This is a genomic window from Kamptonema formosum PCC 10802 (assembly GCF_000332335.1).
Classification (GTDB): Bacteria; Cyanobacteriota; Cyanobacteriia; order Cyanobacteriales; family Oscillatoriaceae; genus Oscillatoria.
In genome coordinates, this window is record NZ_KB235948.1 from 5,879,692 (window position 1) to 5,894,564 (window position 14,873).

12 protein-coding genes and 1 pseudogene are annotated in these 14,873 nt (G+C 53.6%); 6 read left to right on the forward strand and 7 right to left on the reverse strand.

Going from position 1 to position 14,873, the window contains the following annotated elements; all coding sequences use genetic code 11:
• Positions 1-469 precede the first annotated feature (469 nt).
• Both ftsH2 and OSC10802_RS0125875 read left to right on the forward strand, forming a co-directional pair.
• Positions 470-2,356 (forward strand): ATP-dependent zinc metalloprotease FtsH2, encoded by a 1,887-nt coding sequence (ftsH2, locus tag OSC10802_RS0125870; protein ID WP_017719679.1) that lies wholly within the window; start codon positions 470-472, stop codon positions 2,354-2,356.
• 251 nt (positions 2,357-2,607) lie between these two features.
• Entirely contained in the window at positions 2,608-3,753 is a 1,146-nt protein-coding gene (locus OSC10802_RS0125875) for a M20/M25/M40 family metallo-hydrolase (RefSeq protein ID WP_017719680.1), read from the forward strand.
• A 435-nt stretch (positions 3,754-4,188) separates the two neighbouring features.
• Here the strand turns inward: OSC10802_RS0125875 and OSC10802_RS41805 are convergent, their stop codons facing one another.
• Together OSC10802_RS41805 and OSC10802_RS0125885 are read right to left on the reverse strand one after the other, a co-directional pair.
• Positions 4,189-5,586 carry a hypothetical protein gene (locus tag OSC10802_RS41805; RefSeq protein ID WP_017719681.1) on the reverse strand — a complete coding sequence of 466 codons (1,398 nt, stop codon included), beginning with the start codon at positions 5,584-5,586 and terminating at the stop codon, positions 4,189-4,191.
• A gap of 53 nt (positions 5,587-5,639) precedes the next feature.
• A complete protein-coding gene (locus OSC10802_RS0125885) occupies positions 5,640-6,149 on the reverse strand; it encodes a hypothetical protein (RefSeq protein ID WP_017719682.1) in 510 nt (169 codons plus the stop codon).
• A 53-nt stretch (positions 6,150-6,202) separates the two neighbouring features.
• Here OSC10802_RS0125885 and OSC10802_RS44835 point away from each other — a divergent pair, with 53 nt between their 5' ends.
• From OSC10802_RS44835 to OSC10802_RS55865, 4 genes and pseudogenes are all read left to right on the forward strand, one after another.
• A complete protein-coding gene (locus OSC10802_RS44835) occupies positions 6,203-9,718 on the forward strand; it encodes an nSTAND1 domain-containing NTPase (RefSeq protein WP_017719683.1) in 3,516 nt (1,171 codons plus the stop codon).
• A gap of 309 nt (positions 9,719-10,027) precedes the next feature.
• On the forward strand, positions 10,028-10,225 hold the full coding sequence (locus OSC10802_RS51070) for a hypothetical protein (RefSeq protein ID WP_155968379.1): 198 nt from the start codon (positions 10,028-10,030) through the stop codon (positions 10,223-10,225).
• Positions 10,226-10,355: 130 nt separating this feature from the next.
• On the forward strand, positions 10,356-10,697 hold the full coding sequence (locus tag OSC10802_RS0125895) for a DUF433 domain-containing protein (RefSeq protein ID WP_026098808.1): 342 nt from the start codon (positions 10,356-10,358) through the stop codon (positions 10,695-10,697).
• A gap of 24 nt (positions 10,698-10,721) precedes the next feature.
• A pseudogene (locus OSC10802_RS55865) lies at positions 10,722-10,862 on the forward strand (DUF5615 family PIN-like protein); the annotation flags it as partial.
• Here OSC10802_RS55865 and OSC10802_RS0125900 read toward each other — a convergent pair.
• From OSC10802_RS0125900 to OSC10802_RS0125925, 5 genes are all read right to left on the reverse strand, one after another.
• A complete protein-coding gene (locus tag OSC10802_RS0125900; RefSeq protein ID WP_017719685.1) occupies positions 10,840-11,073 on the reverse strand; it encodes a hypothetical protein in 234 nt (77 codons plus the stop codon). The pseudogene OSC10802_RS55865 and the gene OSC10802_RS0125900 sit on opposite strands and share 23 nt — an antisense overlap.
• A gap of 5 nt (positions 11,074-11,078) precedes the next feature.
• Positions 11,079-11,270 (reverse strand): hypothetical protein, encoded by a 192-nt coding sequence (locus OSC10802_RS0125905; RefSeq protein ID WP_017719686.1) that lies wholly within the window; start codon positions 11,268-11,270, stop codon positions 11,079-11,081.
• A gap of 113 nt (positions 11,271-11,383) precedes the next feature.
• Entirely contained in the window at positions 11,384-12,274 is an 891-nt protein-coding gene (locus tag OSC10802_RS0125910; protein WP_017719687.1) for a hypothetical protein, read from the reverse strand.
• 621 nt (positions 12,275-12,895) lie between these two features.
• Positions 12,896-13,633 carry a rubrerythrin family protein gene (locus OSC10802_RS56735; RefSeq protein ID WP_017719689.1) on the reverse strand — a complete coding sequence of 246 codons (738 nt, stop codon included), beginning with the start codon at positions 13,631-13,633 and terminating at the stop codon, positions 12,896-12,898.
• 149 nt (positions 13,634-13,782) lie between these two features.
• Entirely contained in the window at positions 13,783-14,760 is a 978-nt protein-coding gene (locus tag OSC10802_RS0125925; RefSeq protein WP_017719690.1) for an aldo/keto reductase, read from the reverse strand.
• Positions 14,761-14,873 lie beyond the last annotated feature (113 nt).

The following is a 14,873-nucleotide window of genomic DNA, read 5'->3' on the forward strand; positions in this document are numbered from 1 at the left end:
GGCTAAAGCCCAACTACGAACCTTTGGGCTAAAGCCCAACTACGAACCTTTGGGCTAAAGCCCAACTACGAACCTTTGGGCTAAAGCCCAACTACGAACCTTTGGGCTGAAGCCCAACTGCGAATTTTGGGCTAAAGCCCAACTACGAACCTTTGGGCTTCAGCCCAACTACGAACGGTTGGGCTGAAGCCCAACTACGAACTTTTGGGCTAAAGCCCAACTACGAACTGTGGGCCAACGGTGAGGGGGTGCGGCCACTTGCCCGTATTCTTATAGATACGTTAAATTTGATTAAGATTTGAGCAAAAACCGGCTTTCTCAGCTAGCGCCCACTGCAGGCCAGCCCAGCTGGGCAAAATGGGCCAAGCGGCGAGAGGGCCACTGCTGCAAGAGTCTGGATTTGCTCAATCGCGCCATCCTAACTGAGGGACACCGACTTGTTGGATTCGATATATAGAGGCCACCATCTATGAAAATTTCCTGGAGAATCATCCTTTTGTGGGCGTTGCCAGCTTTGGTCATCGGGTTTTTCCTGTGGCAAGGGGTGTTTGCCTCCACTGCTGTCGAGGCGGGTAAGAACGCGGCCAATACCCGCATGACCTACGGGCGCTTTCTCGAATACCTAGACGCCGGTCGCATTACCAGTGTGGACTTGTACGAGGGCGGGCGGACGGCGATTGTGGAAGCGGTCGATCCGGAACTGGACAACCGCGTGCAGCGCCTGCGGGTGGATTTGCCGGCGAATGCCCCACAACTGATTGCCCGTCTCAGAGAGTCCAATATCAGCTTCGACACTCACCCGCTTCGCAATGATGGGGCTATCTGGGGTCTGTTGGGCAATTTGGTGTTTCCCATTCTGCTGATGGCAGGTCTGTTTTTCCTCTTCCGCCGCTCTAATAATGTGCCGGGCGGGCCAGGTCAGGCCATGAATTTCGGCAAGTCCCGGGCTCGCTTCAGCATGGAGGCGAAAACCGGCGTGCTGTTCGATGATGTGGCTGGCATTGAAGAAGCTAAGGAAGAACTCCAGGAAGTTGTCACCTTCCTGAAAAAGCCGGAACGCTTTACTGCAGTTGGGGCTCGCATTCCTAAGGGCGTCCTGCTGGTTGGCCCTCCGGGAACGGGCAAAACTCTGCTCGCTAAGGCGATCGCTGGTGAAGCCGGTGTGCCGTTCTTCAGCATTTCTGGCTCGGAATTCGTGGAAATGTTCGTGGGTGTGGGCGCTTCCCGCGTGCGCGACTTGTTCAAGAAGGCTAAGGAAAACGCCCCCTGCATCATCTTTATTGATGAAATTGACGCGGTGGGCCGGCAGCGCGGTGCGGGGATCGGCGGCGGAAATGACGAGCGGGAGCAAACTCTGAACCAGCTGCTGACTGAGATGGACGGGTTCGAGGGCAACACCGGCATCATTATAATAGCGGCGACGAACCGCCCCGATGTGCTGGATGCGGCTCTGCTTCGCCCGGGCCGGTTCGACCGGCAGGTGACGGTGGACACTCCGGATATCAAGGGCCGGTTGGAAATCCTCAATGTCCACGCTCGCAACAAGAAGCTGGCTCCGGAAATCTCTCTGGAAGCCATCGCCCGCCGCACTCCGGGTTTCAGCGGCGCTGATTTGGCCAATTTGCTGAATGAAGCGGCGATTCTCACCGCCCGCCGGCGCAAAGAGGCGATCACGATGCTGGAAATTGATGATGCGGTGGACCGGGTGGTTGCCGGTATGGAAGGCACTCCCCTGGTTGACAGCAAGAGCAAGCGCTTGATTGCCTATCACGAAATCGGTCACGCGATTGTTGGCACTTTGCTCAAAGAGCACGATCCGGTTCAGAAGGTGACTCTGGTCCCTCGCGGTCAAGCTCGCGGTCTGACTTGGTTTATGCCGGGAGAGGACCAGAGTTTGATTTCTCGCTCTCAGCTGAAGGCTCGCATCACCGGCGCTTTGGGCGGTCGTGCGGCTGAAGATGTGATTTTTGGCGATGCTGAGGTGACCACCGGTGCCGGTAATGACCTGCAACAGGTGACGGGAATGGCTCGCCAGATGGTGACTCGCTTCGGGATGTCGGAACTCGGTCCGCTGTCTCTGGAAAGCCAGCAGGGCGAGGTGTTTTTGGGTCGGGATTTTATGACCCGCTCGGAATATTCTGAGGATATTGCTTCCCGGATTGATGTTGCTGTTCGCTCGATTGTGGAGTCTTGCTACGCTGAGGCGAAGCGGATTATGCGGGAAAATCGCGAGGTGATTGACCGGCTTGTTGATTTGCTGATTGAGAAGGAAACGATTGATGGCGAGGAGTTCCGTCAAATCGTGGCTGAGTATGCGGATGTTCCTGAGAAGGAACAGTTTGTCCCTCAGCTGTAATTAGTAGTGGTAGTGGTAGGGTGCGTTCCGCAAAGCGGAACGCACCCTACATTTTCTGTGATGGGGTGGTGCGGGAGCATCACCCTCCTTTTTTTGGGTTTGCTGGTGGGGAACCCCACCCCCTAACCCCAGCCCAGTAGGGTGGGTTAGCGAAGCGTAACCGGCTATTCTCAAAATAAAAAATATATAGCGTTTTTCATCTGAGTGAGGTACTTAGAAACCCGGTTTCTTAAAGAAACCGGGTTTCTGGCATGTACTTCATCCAACTGAAACACCGCTATAAAATTTATGCCAAATTGACGGAAATGAAAAAGCGGATCTGGTTGGGGTTTTTGGCGGTTTTGGCAATAGCGGTCAGTGCCGGCACCGGCTGGTACTGGAAGCAGTTGCAATCGCCGGTCAGGGGGCTGCCGGTGTCCGGTGAGAGCCGGTCCTTACATCATTTGTGGGAAAAGGCGCTTCCGCCTTTGAGTGATAAAGCTGTTGCTGAGGGTTACGCACCGGCAATTTCGTCGGCAGTCTCGCCGGAAAGGTTGCTCGCGCATGTGAGGGCGCTGGATTTTGAGCGCTACCGGGAGGAGGACCGGCAGCGGGTTAGGGAGTATATTTCTCAGCAGTTGCTGTCTTGGGGTTGGACTCCGCAACTGCAGGCGTTTGAGGGTGGGGTGAATGTTTGGGCGCAGCGGGCGGGAACCGATCCAAATGCCGGTGCGATTCTGGTGGGGGCGCACTACGATACGGTTCCGGGTTCGCCAGGGGCTGATGATAATGCTTCTGGTGTGGCGGCGGTTTTGGAGGTGGCTCGTGTTTTGGGGTCGCAAAAGACGCCACGGGCGCTTTGGGTGGCGTTTTTTGATGAGGAGGAGTTGGGTTTGCGGGGGAGTTTGGCGTTTACTGGGGGGGATTTGTCTTTGAAGGAGTTGCGGGGGGCGATTGTTTTGGATATGGTTGGCTATGCCTGTCACGATGCGGGATGCCAGCAGTATCCGAAAGGGATGCCGGTGAAGTCGCCAGGGGATAAGGGGGATTTTTTGGCTGTGGTTGGGGATGTGGAGCACCGCCCTCTGTTGGAGGCTTTTGAGCGATTTGGTGGGGGGAGGGTTAAGGGGGTTGGTTTGGGGATGCCGGCGGTTCTTTCGCTGCCGGTGCCTTTGAAGGGGGTGCTGGCTCCAGATGTTTTGCGCAGCGATCATGCGCCTTTTTGGTATAATAATATTGGGGCGGTTTTGGTGACGGATACGGCGAATTTGCGGACGCCTCACTATCACAAGGGAAGCGATACACCGGCAACGCTTGACCGGCAGTTTTTTTCGGGTGCCGGTCAGTTGGTGGTGAGTGCGGCGTCGTCGCTGCTTGAGGGTAGGGGGAGTTTGGCGACTGCGGCGGGTTCTCGGTAGGGGGATTTTGGATTTTGGATTTGGGATTTTGGATTGAAATGATTGTGGGAGGTTGGGGGGATTCTGTGTCCGCTATACCCTGAGGATTGGAAATTTACTGCGACAAACGAAGTCCGCCGGTGTGGGGAAAGTTCGCTGATTGCGGGTGTTCCTGGCGATTGAAATCGCGGCTACACAAACGAAGTCCGCCTGCGCGGACTTAAGATTGTGATAGAGTCGGGCGATGGAAATACCGGCTCGTCAAATGAGGTGCGCCGGTGTGGGGAAAGTTCGCTGATTGCGGGAGATCCCGGCGATTGAAATCGCGGCTACACAAACGAAGTCCGCCTTCGCGGACTTAAGATTGCGATAGATGCGGGCGATGGAAATGCCGGTTCGTCAAATGAGGTGCGCCGGTGTGGACTTAAGGCTGCACCGGCTGAATTGCGAGCTGGGTTAACGGAAGCGCTGTCGCAGCCAAATGATGATGCCGGTGAGTGTCCCAAATATTAGGGCTGAACCGGCACTATAAATCAATGCCACGGTTAGGGTTAACCAGGCGTCCGGAACGGGCATATAATTGGAAAGTCCTGACTTTAGGGTATCGTTTTTCGCAATCTCTTGAAATCCGGGTAAAGCCGCAAGGATTGAGGTAGCCCCCAGTCCGACGCCGACAATTGCGACGCTGTTTTGAAAGATGCTCTCGCGCTCGGCTTTCTCTACTTCGACGCGGCTGCGAATCGCAATAATCAGATCTTCTTGCAATCTTAATCCCAGTTGCAGATTCTCAGAATCCTTTTGCACCTGTAGCAGGTATTTTTTACTACCTATTTCACTGAATTTCCTCAAGAACTCCAATTTCTCACCAGCTTTTTTATCGATGGTATCCAGGCGTTTTGCATAATTGCTCAGATTGATGTCAATCGTGAGGGTTTGAAAATCGAGTTCATTGAGCTGAATTATATAGGCAGTTAAGGTATCCTGCACCTGTTGCAAAGTTTTCTGGAGTTTTTTGAAATCTGGAAGTTTAGGCTGCTCTGGTTTGAGGAATTGTAAGCTGCTTTGAATTTTGATAAAATTCAGCCCACTCGATTGCTTCAGCAGTCGGCTCTGGCCGTAAGCCCATAGGATTTTGTTGCGATAGCAAAATAACCGCAGCCAGTCGTCATAAAAAGCTGCCCCTTTTTTGGCTGTCTCTTCATCAGGATATAATACAATGAAAACGTGCTGGTTATCTTGGATGCTTTGGATATTTGCTGGGTTTTTATTTTCCTCTTTCATCAACAATCGGTATCGCCACAGCTCAAAGATAGTTGCCCCCAAAAATTCTCCTTTCCCTTCCAAGTCATGCTCCCACTTTGAATCAGGCATTAATGAATTGTAGCATGTTTTTGCCACTTGTTCAATCTCTTCGGTGGTTTTTGTCGCGGCACTGGGCAGTTGCCCAGAAATCATCCAGGTTTGCCCGATGGAAGGGGTTTGATTGTTCAATTGTACTTCGAGGATTTCCTTTTTGAGTGCGGCTATGCAGCTGACTGTTTGAGCTTCAGTTTTGTTGTCAACGGAGCAGTCTAGCAGCAATCCATAAGTATCTCCGATGCGCACGGGATAGTAATAGCCCTTCATGAGGAAGGGTTTGCTGCCTCCTGCAAAATCGCTGGTTTCGGATGCTAGTAGACGCACATATTCAGCATCAAAATCTGTGTCTAATTCAAACAGGTTTTGCTGAACATCTTTAGGCAGCTTGGTTTGAAAAGTCTCTCGATTATTGCCGATTTCTTTTTGACTGTCGCCTAAGCCATTGCGCAAGTCGTAGAGAAAGAGATCCAGGGTGGGATAGATGATGTCGCTCATGGATGGTTCTGAGATAAATGGTTTAATCAGCCGGACTTGGCAAGCTCCATAACCTATTCTGACTTGCGGCTCTGGTTATTAGCCCTCCCGAAAGTCTGGAGGAATGTTTTCATCTTATTAAAAGGTAAAATTTTTTCTGCCTGCTGTGGCTTGTCCAGGATGCCGGTCAGGATTGGCAAAGACTGGTTGGGGATTTCCAGGCTTTTGGTTTCGTCGGAGTTGCCACTCGGTTTGTACCCACGAGGCACTAGATAGTCAGAAGGGGACAAGACTTTTTGGAGCTGTTTTGGGGTGGGTAATAAATCGCAGAAATTGAGCAGGCTTTTTTCATCTAGAGAATCTAATTGAGATTTGACTTCTTCATACAGCGGCTTGAACACGGGATTGGCGTCAAGAAGGTGCATGAGACACTGTTGGGCAAATTCCCAGTCTCGCTCAGGAAGGGCTAGTTGCTGTCCCAGATTGGCCAATCGGGACTGGTCATCAAGACTAATCAGGGTTGGTTCTATCTCTGTGAGAGCCAGCAACAGCGCCAGCAGTATTTTTGCAGCCGATGTGTCCATAGAGGAGGTGGTGGGGCTAGGGATATAATTGAGAGCGAGCTAATTTAATTTTAATGGATTTGGCGCTTATGACGCGGCAAGCGTTAGTGGTGGGCATCAATCTATATCCCCAGCTGGGGGACACACCGGCACAACCGCACAAAAATCTAGAGAAGGCGGCGTCTGATGCGGAGGCGGTGGCCAAACTCCTTTTAGACTATAGTACCTTCCAAGTCACCCGATTGCCAGAGCTTCCCCTGTCTGATGATAATAAGTCGCAAGTCGCTCCAAAAAGAAGCGTAACACTACAGGAACTGGAAACAGCAATCGAAAACATCTTCCAGCCAAAGGGAAACAACCCACCGCCCCACACGGCGCTGCTGTATTTTGCTGGACATGGCCATCGCGGAAAGGTAAGGAACGATACAGAAGGCTTTTTGCTAACCAGTGAGGCTACTCCCAGAAGAGAAGATTTGGGGCGCTTCTCGCTGAAACGGTTGCGCCAAATCTTGCAAGACAGTCCCGTGCGGCAGCAGATTATTATACTCGATTGCTGCTACAGTGGGAAGCTGTTCAATTTTAGGGAGGACGATCTGGGCCAAAAAGCCCGCTGTTTCATTGCCGCCTCACAGCCTTATCAGGTTGCTTATGAGCAGAGTGGGGGCAATCGCGATGCAGGCTCCCACTACCCGCCAGAACACGGAGGGGGTGGGCCCAGGCATTCGCTGCTGACGGGGGCTTTGCTGAAAGGACTGAACCCGGAGGGGAAACCCCGCAACTGTGTGACAAGCTACTCTCTGGTAGATTTTATCAGGCAAGAACTGAAAGGAACGCTGCAAGTGCCGGTTTGTGCCAGTCCGGAGAGCGAGATTACCCTGACAGCGACGAATCCCGTTTTGGCAGATATCTGTCCCTACAAGGGGCTGCAATACTTTGATGAGAGTGACAGAGATGCGGAATTTTTTAAAGGCCGGTCAGCACTGACTGGCGAGTTGATAGAGAAGGTAAAGTCCTCAAACTTCCTGGCGGTGTTGGGGGCGTCGGGAAGTGGCAAGTCTTCTGTCGTCAGGGCGGGTTTGCTCCACAAGCTCAAGCAAGGGGCGTTACCAGAATCGCAGGGATGGAAATATGCGGTAATGACTCCGGGCGAGCATCCCCTGGAAAGCCTAAAGAAGGCGCTCGCCTCCCTCATCCCCCAGCAACAAGGGGTGAGGGTGCTGCTGGTGGTGGATCAGTTTGAGGAAGTCTTTACTCTGTGTGAGGACGACACAAAAAGGCAGCAGTTTTTTGAGTGCCTGATGGCAGCGGTGAATCCCACGGGCGAAGCGTGCGGGGCGGAATCGCTGGATGCTTCGCCCCTACAGGGTTTGGACGTTTGCGCAATACTTGTGATGCGCTCGGATTTCTTGGGCAAATGTACTGAGCGGGAGTATGCCGGTTTAGCCAAGCAGATTCAGGAGCATCAGGTGATTGTGCGGCCAATGACGGAGGCGGAGTTAAGGGAAGCGATCGAGGAACCGGCGCAACAGGTAGGCTTGGAAATCCAGCCGGAACTGGTACAGCGGATGATTGCGGATGTGAAAGACTTGCTGGGAAGTTTGCCCCTGTTGCAGTACGCGCTAATGCTACTTTGGGAGGGGCGAACGGAGCATCTGAATCGGCTGACGGAGGGAGCCTATACGCGACTGGGTGGGGTGAGCGGAACGCTGCAAAACCGAGCGGAGGAGGTTTATCAATCCCTGTCGGAGGAGGAGAAACAGGCAGCGGAGCTGATTTTTGTTCAACTGACGCATTTAGGGGAAGGTGCGGAGGATACCCGCCGCCGGGTGCCTTTGGCGGATCTCGCCTCGGCTAAATTTTCACGGGATCTGGTTGAGAGGGTGGTGCAGAAGTTGGCGGATAAGAAATTAGTGGTGACGAGTCGGGAGTCTACCGCTGCATCTGTGCCGGTGGTCGAGGTGGCCCACGAGGCGCTGATTCGCCACTGGCAGCTGTTGCAGCAATGGCTGAATGAGAAGCGAGAGATGGAGCACCGCCGGCGGCAGATTGAGAGTGAGGCGAAGATATGGGAAGAGAATGGGCGTCAACGGAAGTATTTACTGTTGGGATATCGGTTAGATAATGCTGCGGTGTTTTTGAAATCTTATTCACAGGAACTGTCAGTTACGGCAAGAGAGCTGATTGAAGAGAGCAACAGCGACAAAGAGCGCGATCTCAGAGACAAAGAAGAGCACAGCAAGAATCTGAAACAGGCACAGGCACTCACCGATACCAAACTGCGAGAGCAAGCTGCCAGAATCTTGGATTTACTGCCGGAGAAATCCGTGGACGCTTTGGTGCTGGCGATTCAAACCGTGGGGATGAATTTAGACGAATACCCGGGGAAACGGCGCGGGGAAGTTCTGCCCGAGGTTCAGTCTAGCCTGCGGGTGGCTGTAGAAGCCGCCCGAGAGCGCAATCTTCTTAAAGGGCACAAGGGTTCTGTCCGCTCAGTCGCATTCAGTCCGGATGGCAAAATGATTGTCAGCGGCGGAATGGACGGGACTGTGCGGCTGTGGGACCGTGCCGGCAACCCCCTGGGCGCACCCTTGAAAGGGCACAAGGATTATGTCCTCTCAGTCGCATTCAGTCCGGATGGCGAAACCATTGTCAGCGGCGGATCTGACGGGACTGTGCGGCTGTGGGACTGTGCCGGCAACGCGCTGTTAGCACCCTTGACAGGGCACAAGGGTTCTGTCAGCTCAGTCGCATTCAGTCCGGATGGCCAAACCATTGTCAGCGGCGGAATGGACGGGACTGTGCGGCTGTGGGACAGTGCCGGCAACCCCCTGTTAGCACCCTTCACAGGGCACGAGGGTTCTGTCAGCTCAGTCGCATTCAGTCCGGATGGCCAAATCATTGTCAGCGGCGGATGGGACGGGACAGTGCGGCTGTGGGACTGTGCCGGCAAAGCCCTGTTAGCACCCCTCACAGGGCACAAGGGTTATGTCCTCTCAGTCGCATTCAGTCCGGATAGCCAAACGATTGTCAGCGGCGGAACGGACGGGACTGTGCGGCTGTGGGATCTTGCCGGCAACGCCCTGTTAGCACCCTTCATAGGACACAAGGGTTATGTCCTCTCAGTCGCATTCAGTCCGGATGGCCAAACGATTGTCAGCGGCGGAACGGACGGGACTGTGCGGCTGTGGGATCTTGCCGGCAAAGCTCTGGGCGCACCCTTCCAAAGGCACGAGCGTCCTGTCAGCTCAGTCGCATTCAGTCGGAATGGCCAAACCATTGTCAGCGGCGGATTGGACGGGACTGTGCGGCTGTGGGATCTTGCCGGCAACCCCCTGTTAGCACTCTTCCAAGGGCACGAGAATTATGTTTTCTCAGTGGCATTCAGTCCGGATGGCCAAATCATTGTCAGCGGCGGATGGGACGGGACTGTGCGGTTGTGGCGGGGGAATTGGGAAGCGTGGCTGCAGGTAGCGTGCGACCGGCTGCGCTACCATCCGGTTTTCCGAGATCCTCAGACTGACGTGGAGCGGCAAGCTTGCGAGACTTGCCGCAAGTATGTCTGGGAGAGGGGCACTGGGCATGGGGCATAGGGCATGGGGCACGCTCGCACGCTCGCATGGGGCACTGGGCATAGGAGAATTTCGCTACAAGCTCGGAGCTCCATCGTTCGAGCTCCGAGCTCCATCGTTCGAGCTCTGAGGTCCATCGTCCGAGCTCCGAGCTCCATCGTCCGAGCTCCGAGCTCCATCGTCCGAGCTCCGAGCTCCATCGTTCGAGCTCGGAGCTCCATCGTTCGAGCTCGGAGCTCCATTGTTCGAGTTCTGAGCTCCATCGTTCGAGTTCCGAGCTCCATTGTCCGAGCTCAGAGCTCCATCGTTCGAGTTCTGAGCTCGACCGGTATGTACGAACGCCGAATGTCTCGTCCCCACACCTATTTCTGGGGAGGAAAGGTTAACGCGCAGGGGGGCGCAGGAGGGCGCAGGCGAGACGCCTGCGCTACGTCGGGGGTTGTGGGGTGCCGGTGGGGTTTTCTCTTAGAAGTCCGCGAAGGCGGACTTCGTTTGTATAGCCGCGATTTCAATCGCCTGGGATTTTAACTTCACAGCAATATCCCTGCGCTACGGGTGCCGGTGATCTTCGGGTGCCGGTGCGTTTTGGGTGCCGGTGGAAAGTGGGATGCCGGTTAGAATTTGAAGTAGATATTCTATGGCGGTGGGGCTCTCAACTATGACACTGGCAGAATTAAAAACCCAACTCCTTGCCCTAACTCCTGCTGAAAAAGCTGAAGTAATCCAGACTTTAACGCAAACTTTAAGCACCGGCTCTAGTGGGATTACCAAGACTCCCGGCGTGTGCGGGGGTGACGCTTGCATTGCCAATACTCGCCTTCCCGTTTGGCTATTTGTCAGTTTGCGCCGGCAAGGGGCGACGGATGCAGAAATTTTCCAGCTCTACCCTCACATTCATGCTGTTGACTTGGTAAATGTCTGGGCTTATGCGGAGGCAAATCAAGAAGAGATTGAAATGGCACTGCGAGAGGAAGAAGAAGCGATGGAGCGGGAAATCTAATTTATGGCCTGACTCTATGCAGATGAGCAGTTTCCTTTGCCGGTGGTGGCATTCCTCCGCGCAATGAGTCACGACGCACTCACTGTGCAAGAATCAGGAATAACTGGATTTTCCGATCCAGAAGTGCGTATCCAGCAAATATTTATTCATCCCACTCTTCTCTAAGTTGCTGTTGAAAAGCAAGAGGTTCAACCCTCACCGGTAAGAAGCCAAATAGGTCTAAACGTTCAGAAGCAGGCTGGGTAATTTCTGGTGCCGGTGAGACGGGTTGCAGGACAACGACAATTTCAACTAATCCAGGCTGGAGGTTATCGGGAAGGGGAATTTCTATTTTGCTGTCCCTGCTGACAGAGACAACTGTCCGAAATGTTTCCATAGCTTTTAAACCAGCGCTGTGCGGTAAATATTTATAGCTTTATCTATTGTAACAGCCGGCAATTCCTCACTGTTAGGCGCAGGGGAAATGCCGGCACTCCGGGTGCGGGTGGGGATGCCTGTGAGGTTTCCTCTTAAGTCCGCGTAGGCGGACTTTGTTTGTATAGCCGTGATTTCAATCGCCAGGAACTCCCGCAATCGCCGAGAAAACTTCCCATATAATCACCGGCAATTCCTCACTGTTAGGCGCAGGCGAGACACCGGCACTCCGGGTGCCGGTGCAGGCGTCTCCCCTGCGCTACGGATACCGTCTACTTCACTTGCGCCGCAGCTCGCTGAATTACATAACGCGCCACAGTTTGAGTGCCGGTGTGCTGGTAGTAGTTGGTTGACATGTCGAGGAAAGCCGCAACATAATCCAACTTGTCATCAGCAATATCCACAAACCCTTGCAGTTTGGCAATAATGCCTTCTGGCTTCAATCCCCGCGAATTTACCAAACCGCCCATCCAGCCTTGCGTTGCCTTAAAGCTGTTTCCAATAAAGTCGATTTGGCCCTGGATATTGTCGCCTGGAATTTGGCTGCTAATTTGCTGGTAGACCGCATTGTCTTGCAAGTTAGCCGGCTTCAGCCCAGCAATCGTTGAGCTGGCAACCCTGATGAAGTCGGGACCGAGGGGCAAAAGCCCGTCGAAACAGACGAGCGCCGCCATTCGCATCAGCGCCTCGTTGTGGTATTTAGACAGCCCCTTGACAAATTCCGGAATATTATAAACTGCGGTTTTGTTCAGGGCGCTGAAAGCAATTAATTCTCCCACGATTTTCAGGGCCAAATCAATCGATTGCAGCGTGTCCGGTTTGGGAGTCAGCTTGTTTAAAAACCCCAAAAACGATATTTTCTCACTCACTTTGTTCGCCATCGCCGCTGCGCCCAGGGCGGTATCGGCATTATCAATCGTTTGATAAACCCACATGGCTTTCTGGTATCCCTCAGCCTCATTGCTGTAAAGCCACACGGCGCGCTCGCTAATTCGCTGAATCCTATCCGCTTTCGTTTCCCCAGTCAGTTGCCGAACCGTATTTTCAAAGCCCACTAAATTGTTCCACTCACCCGGCACCACAAAATCCAGCGCCTGCAAGACAGAAACTGTCACCCCGCCAGCCGGCAGCTCGTTCACATGCTGAACTATTGATTTGGTCATTACAGGTTCCTCGAACTTGTTTGAGCACTCTTATATAGGAGTGGGGTGCGTTCCGCATTGAAAGGACTCCGTGGAAGTGGAGTGTTTCCCTGAAGCGGAAGGCACCCTACAGAGACTTGTTTGAACACTCTTATATTGTAGCGTTTTTTACAGGCGCTGACAAGAGAGAGGAACTTCTTTAGAATAGTTTAATCTTTCCGCAGCTAGCTGGCGCTCGATATTGCCGGTGCGAGGAGTGGGGTGCGTTCCGACGCGGTGAAAGTGGGGTGGGTTTCCCGGAGAGGAGAACCCCCCCCACAAGAGCGGGATATGATATATAGCAGCTCTCAGTTGGATGAAGTGCGCCCCAGAACCCCGAAAGAGGGCGGGTACAGAGACTATTGGTGTCAACTTAAGCTCCTGGCGATTGAAATCGCGGCTATACAAACCAAGTCCGCCTACGCGGACTTAAGAGAATAGCTAGAATCTTAAAACCCTTGCCTTGCGGGTTTTGTCTGTATAGCTGCGGTTTCAACCGCCGGGAGACTACGGGACATAGCTTAAGTTGACACTAATGGTAGAGAAACCCGCCCCTACGAAACCGGGGTTCTCCGCACCACTATGAGAAACGCTATAATAAAATTATGCCGCCGCCTTTTCTGGCATGGGCTCGAACGTTTTCTTAGTCGCGCCGCAAATTGGGCAAACCCAATTGTCCGGAATCGCTTCAAAAGGAGTCCCCGGCGCAATTCCGGAATCGGGATCGCCCTCCGCCGGATCGTAAATCATGCTGCACTTCTTGCAAATCCAGCGACTTGTCGCTAAATTCTTGCTAGCAGCGCGCGGTGCCGGCGTCTCTCCCTGCAACTCTTGCAGCGCTTCCGTATAGCGCTCGGCGTGGAATTGCTCCACATGTTTCAGCAAGCCAAAACGCTGAGCCGCTTGACGGAATATCTGCGCGTGATCGGCAGATTCTTTCGCTTGCGCTTCAAATTCCGCTACCGCCGCACCGTCTCTGTCGCGCACCGCATCCGCCGCAAAGTTCGGATACATCGTAGTGTATTCATACGTCTCGCCCTCAATCGCTAAAGAGAGACACCGAGCCGCAATTTCCTGCTTTTGGGCGTCAGTCAGCGCCGCCGGATTTGCCACCACCAGTTCCGGATGCAGCAGGGAAAAGTGAGCGAAAGCGTGTTCCGTCTCTTGCGCAGCCGTTTCTTTGAACAGTTTGGACAGGTCCTTAAAGCCTAGCTTGCTAACGACCTCGGCAAAATACAGGTACTTCCGATTCGCCATCGATTCGCCGGCAAAGGCGGCGTCCAGGTTTTTCACGGTGTTGGAGTTTGACAGATCCATCGAGTTGGATGCGTCTTGACTCATGAGTGTTCCTCTCTAGGTTGGTTTTCTTAAGTTAAGTAGACTGACACAATCAAGCATAACACGGGACTGATCAGAAACCGGGTTTCTTTAAGAAACTCGGTTTTTTAATATTTGCCGCAGCCAGGGAACGAGGAAAGCGAGCAACCCTCTTAACTCCAGGATCTAAAAAACGTGCTATCCCGCCAAGCGACAGCAGTGCGCTGCTCGATAGCAGCCATTTCCGCCGGCGTCAGCGGCTTAAAAGCTTGCGCCACCCTGACGTTAGACTCCAGCTGTTCCGGGTTTTCCGCCGCAATCACGCAGCAGTGCACCCCCGGAACCGAAAGGGTGTACCCCATCGCCTGGTGCATCCCATCCAGCACGCCATTTTTGAATAAGCGCCCATAAGCCGGCACTTTCATCGCAATCACGCCGACATTTTGCTGGCGCGCCACCGGCATCACCCCCGGAATAAACGGGCGCGGGTGGTGTTGGTCCGCCGCGCTGACGCAAATCAGTGTTGTGTCGAAAGTGTACCGGCGCAACCCTTCTGCAATAATATCAGGTTCCCGGTGCCCCGTAATGCCGGCAAAGCGAATCAGCTTCTGCTGCTTCGCCTCCTCCACCGCTTGAATCGCGCCGGTTTTGCTAAAAATATCATCCAATTCCGAGTCGTAGGAAACGTGGTGCAGCTGCCACAAATCCAGGTAATCTGTTTTCAAACGCTTCAGGGTTCGCTCCAAATGCCGCCACGCCCCATCCCTGTCTCGCGCGTGAGTTTTGCTCGCCAGAAAAATCTGCCCCCGGTATGCCGGCAGCACTTTTCCCAAATGCTGTTCGCTCGATCCGTACTCAGCTGCAGTGTCGAAATACCGAATCCCCAGCTGCAGCGCCTTTTCAATAATCGCCACAGAGGCAGATTCTTGTCCCTCCTTAGACAGAGGAGTTTGACCGGCACCCCCCAGCCCAAAAACCGGCACCGACACGCCGGTTTTGCCCAGCACTCGTTCTGGCATCGTCTTTGGAATAGAAGCGAGTAGCGCATCGCTGCCGGTGTGCTTTCCCGCCAGCGCCGCACATCCCACAACTGAACCGGCTGCTACAGCGCCGGTGAGCAGAAATTTCCGCCGCGTCGTTTTGCCTCTCATATTCACAGGCACCGCAAATAACGCTATGCCTCTTAATATAGCACACAACTTGAATCATTGGCATCCACTCAAATAAAATCTTTATCTTTGCAGTCAGGGCTTTAGTCCTCCCT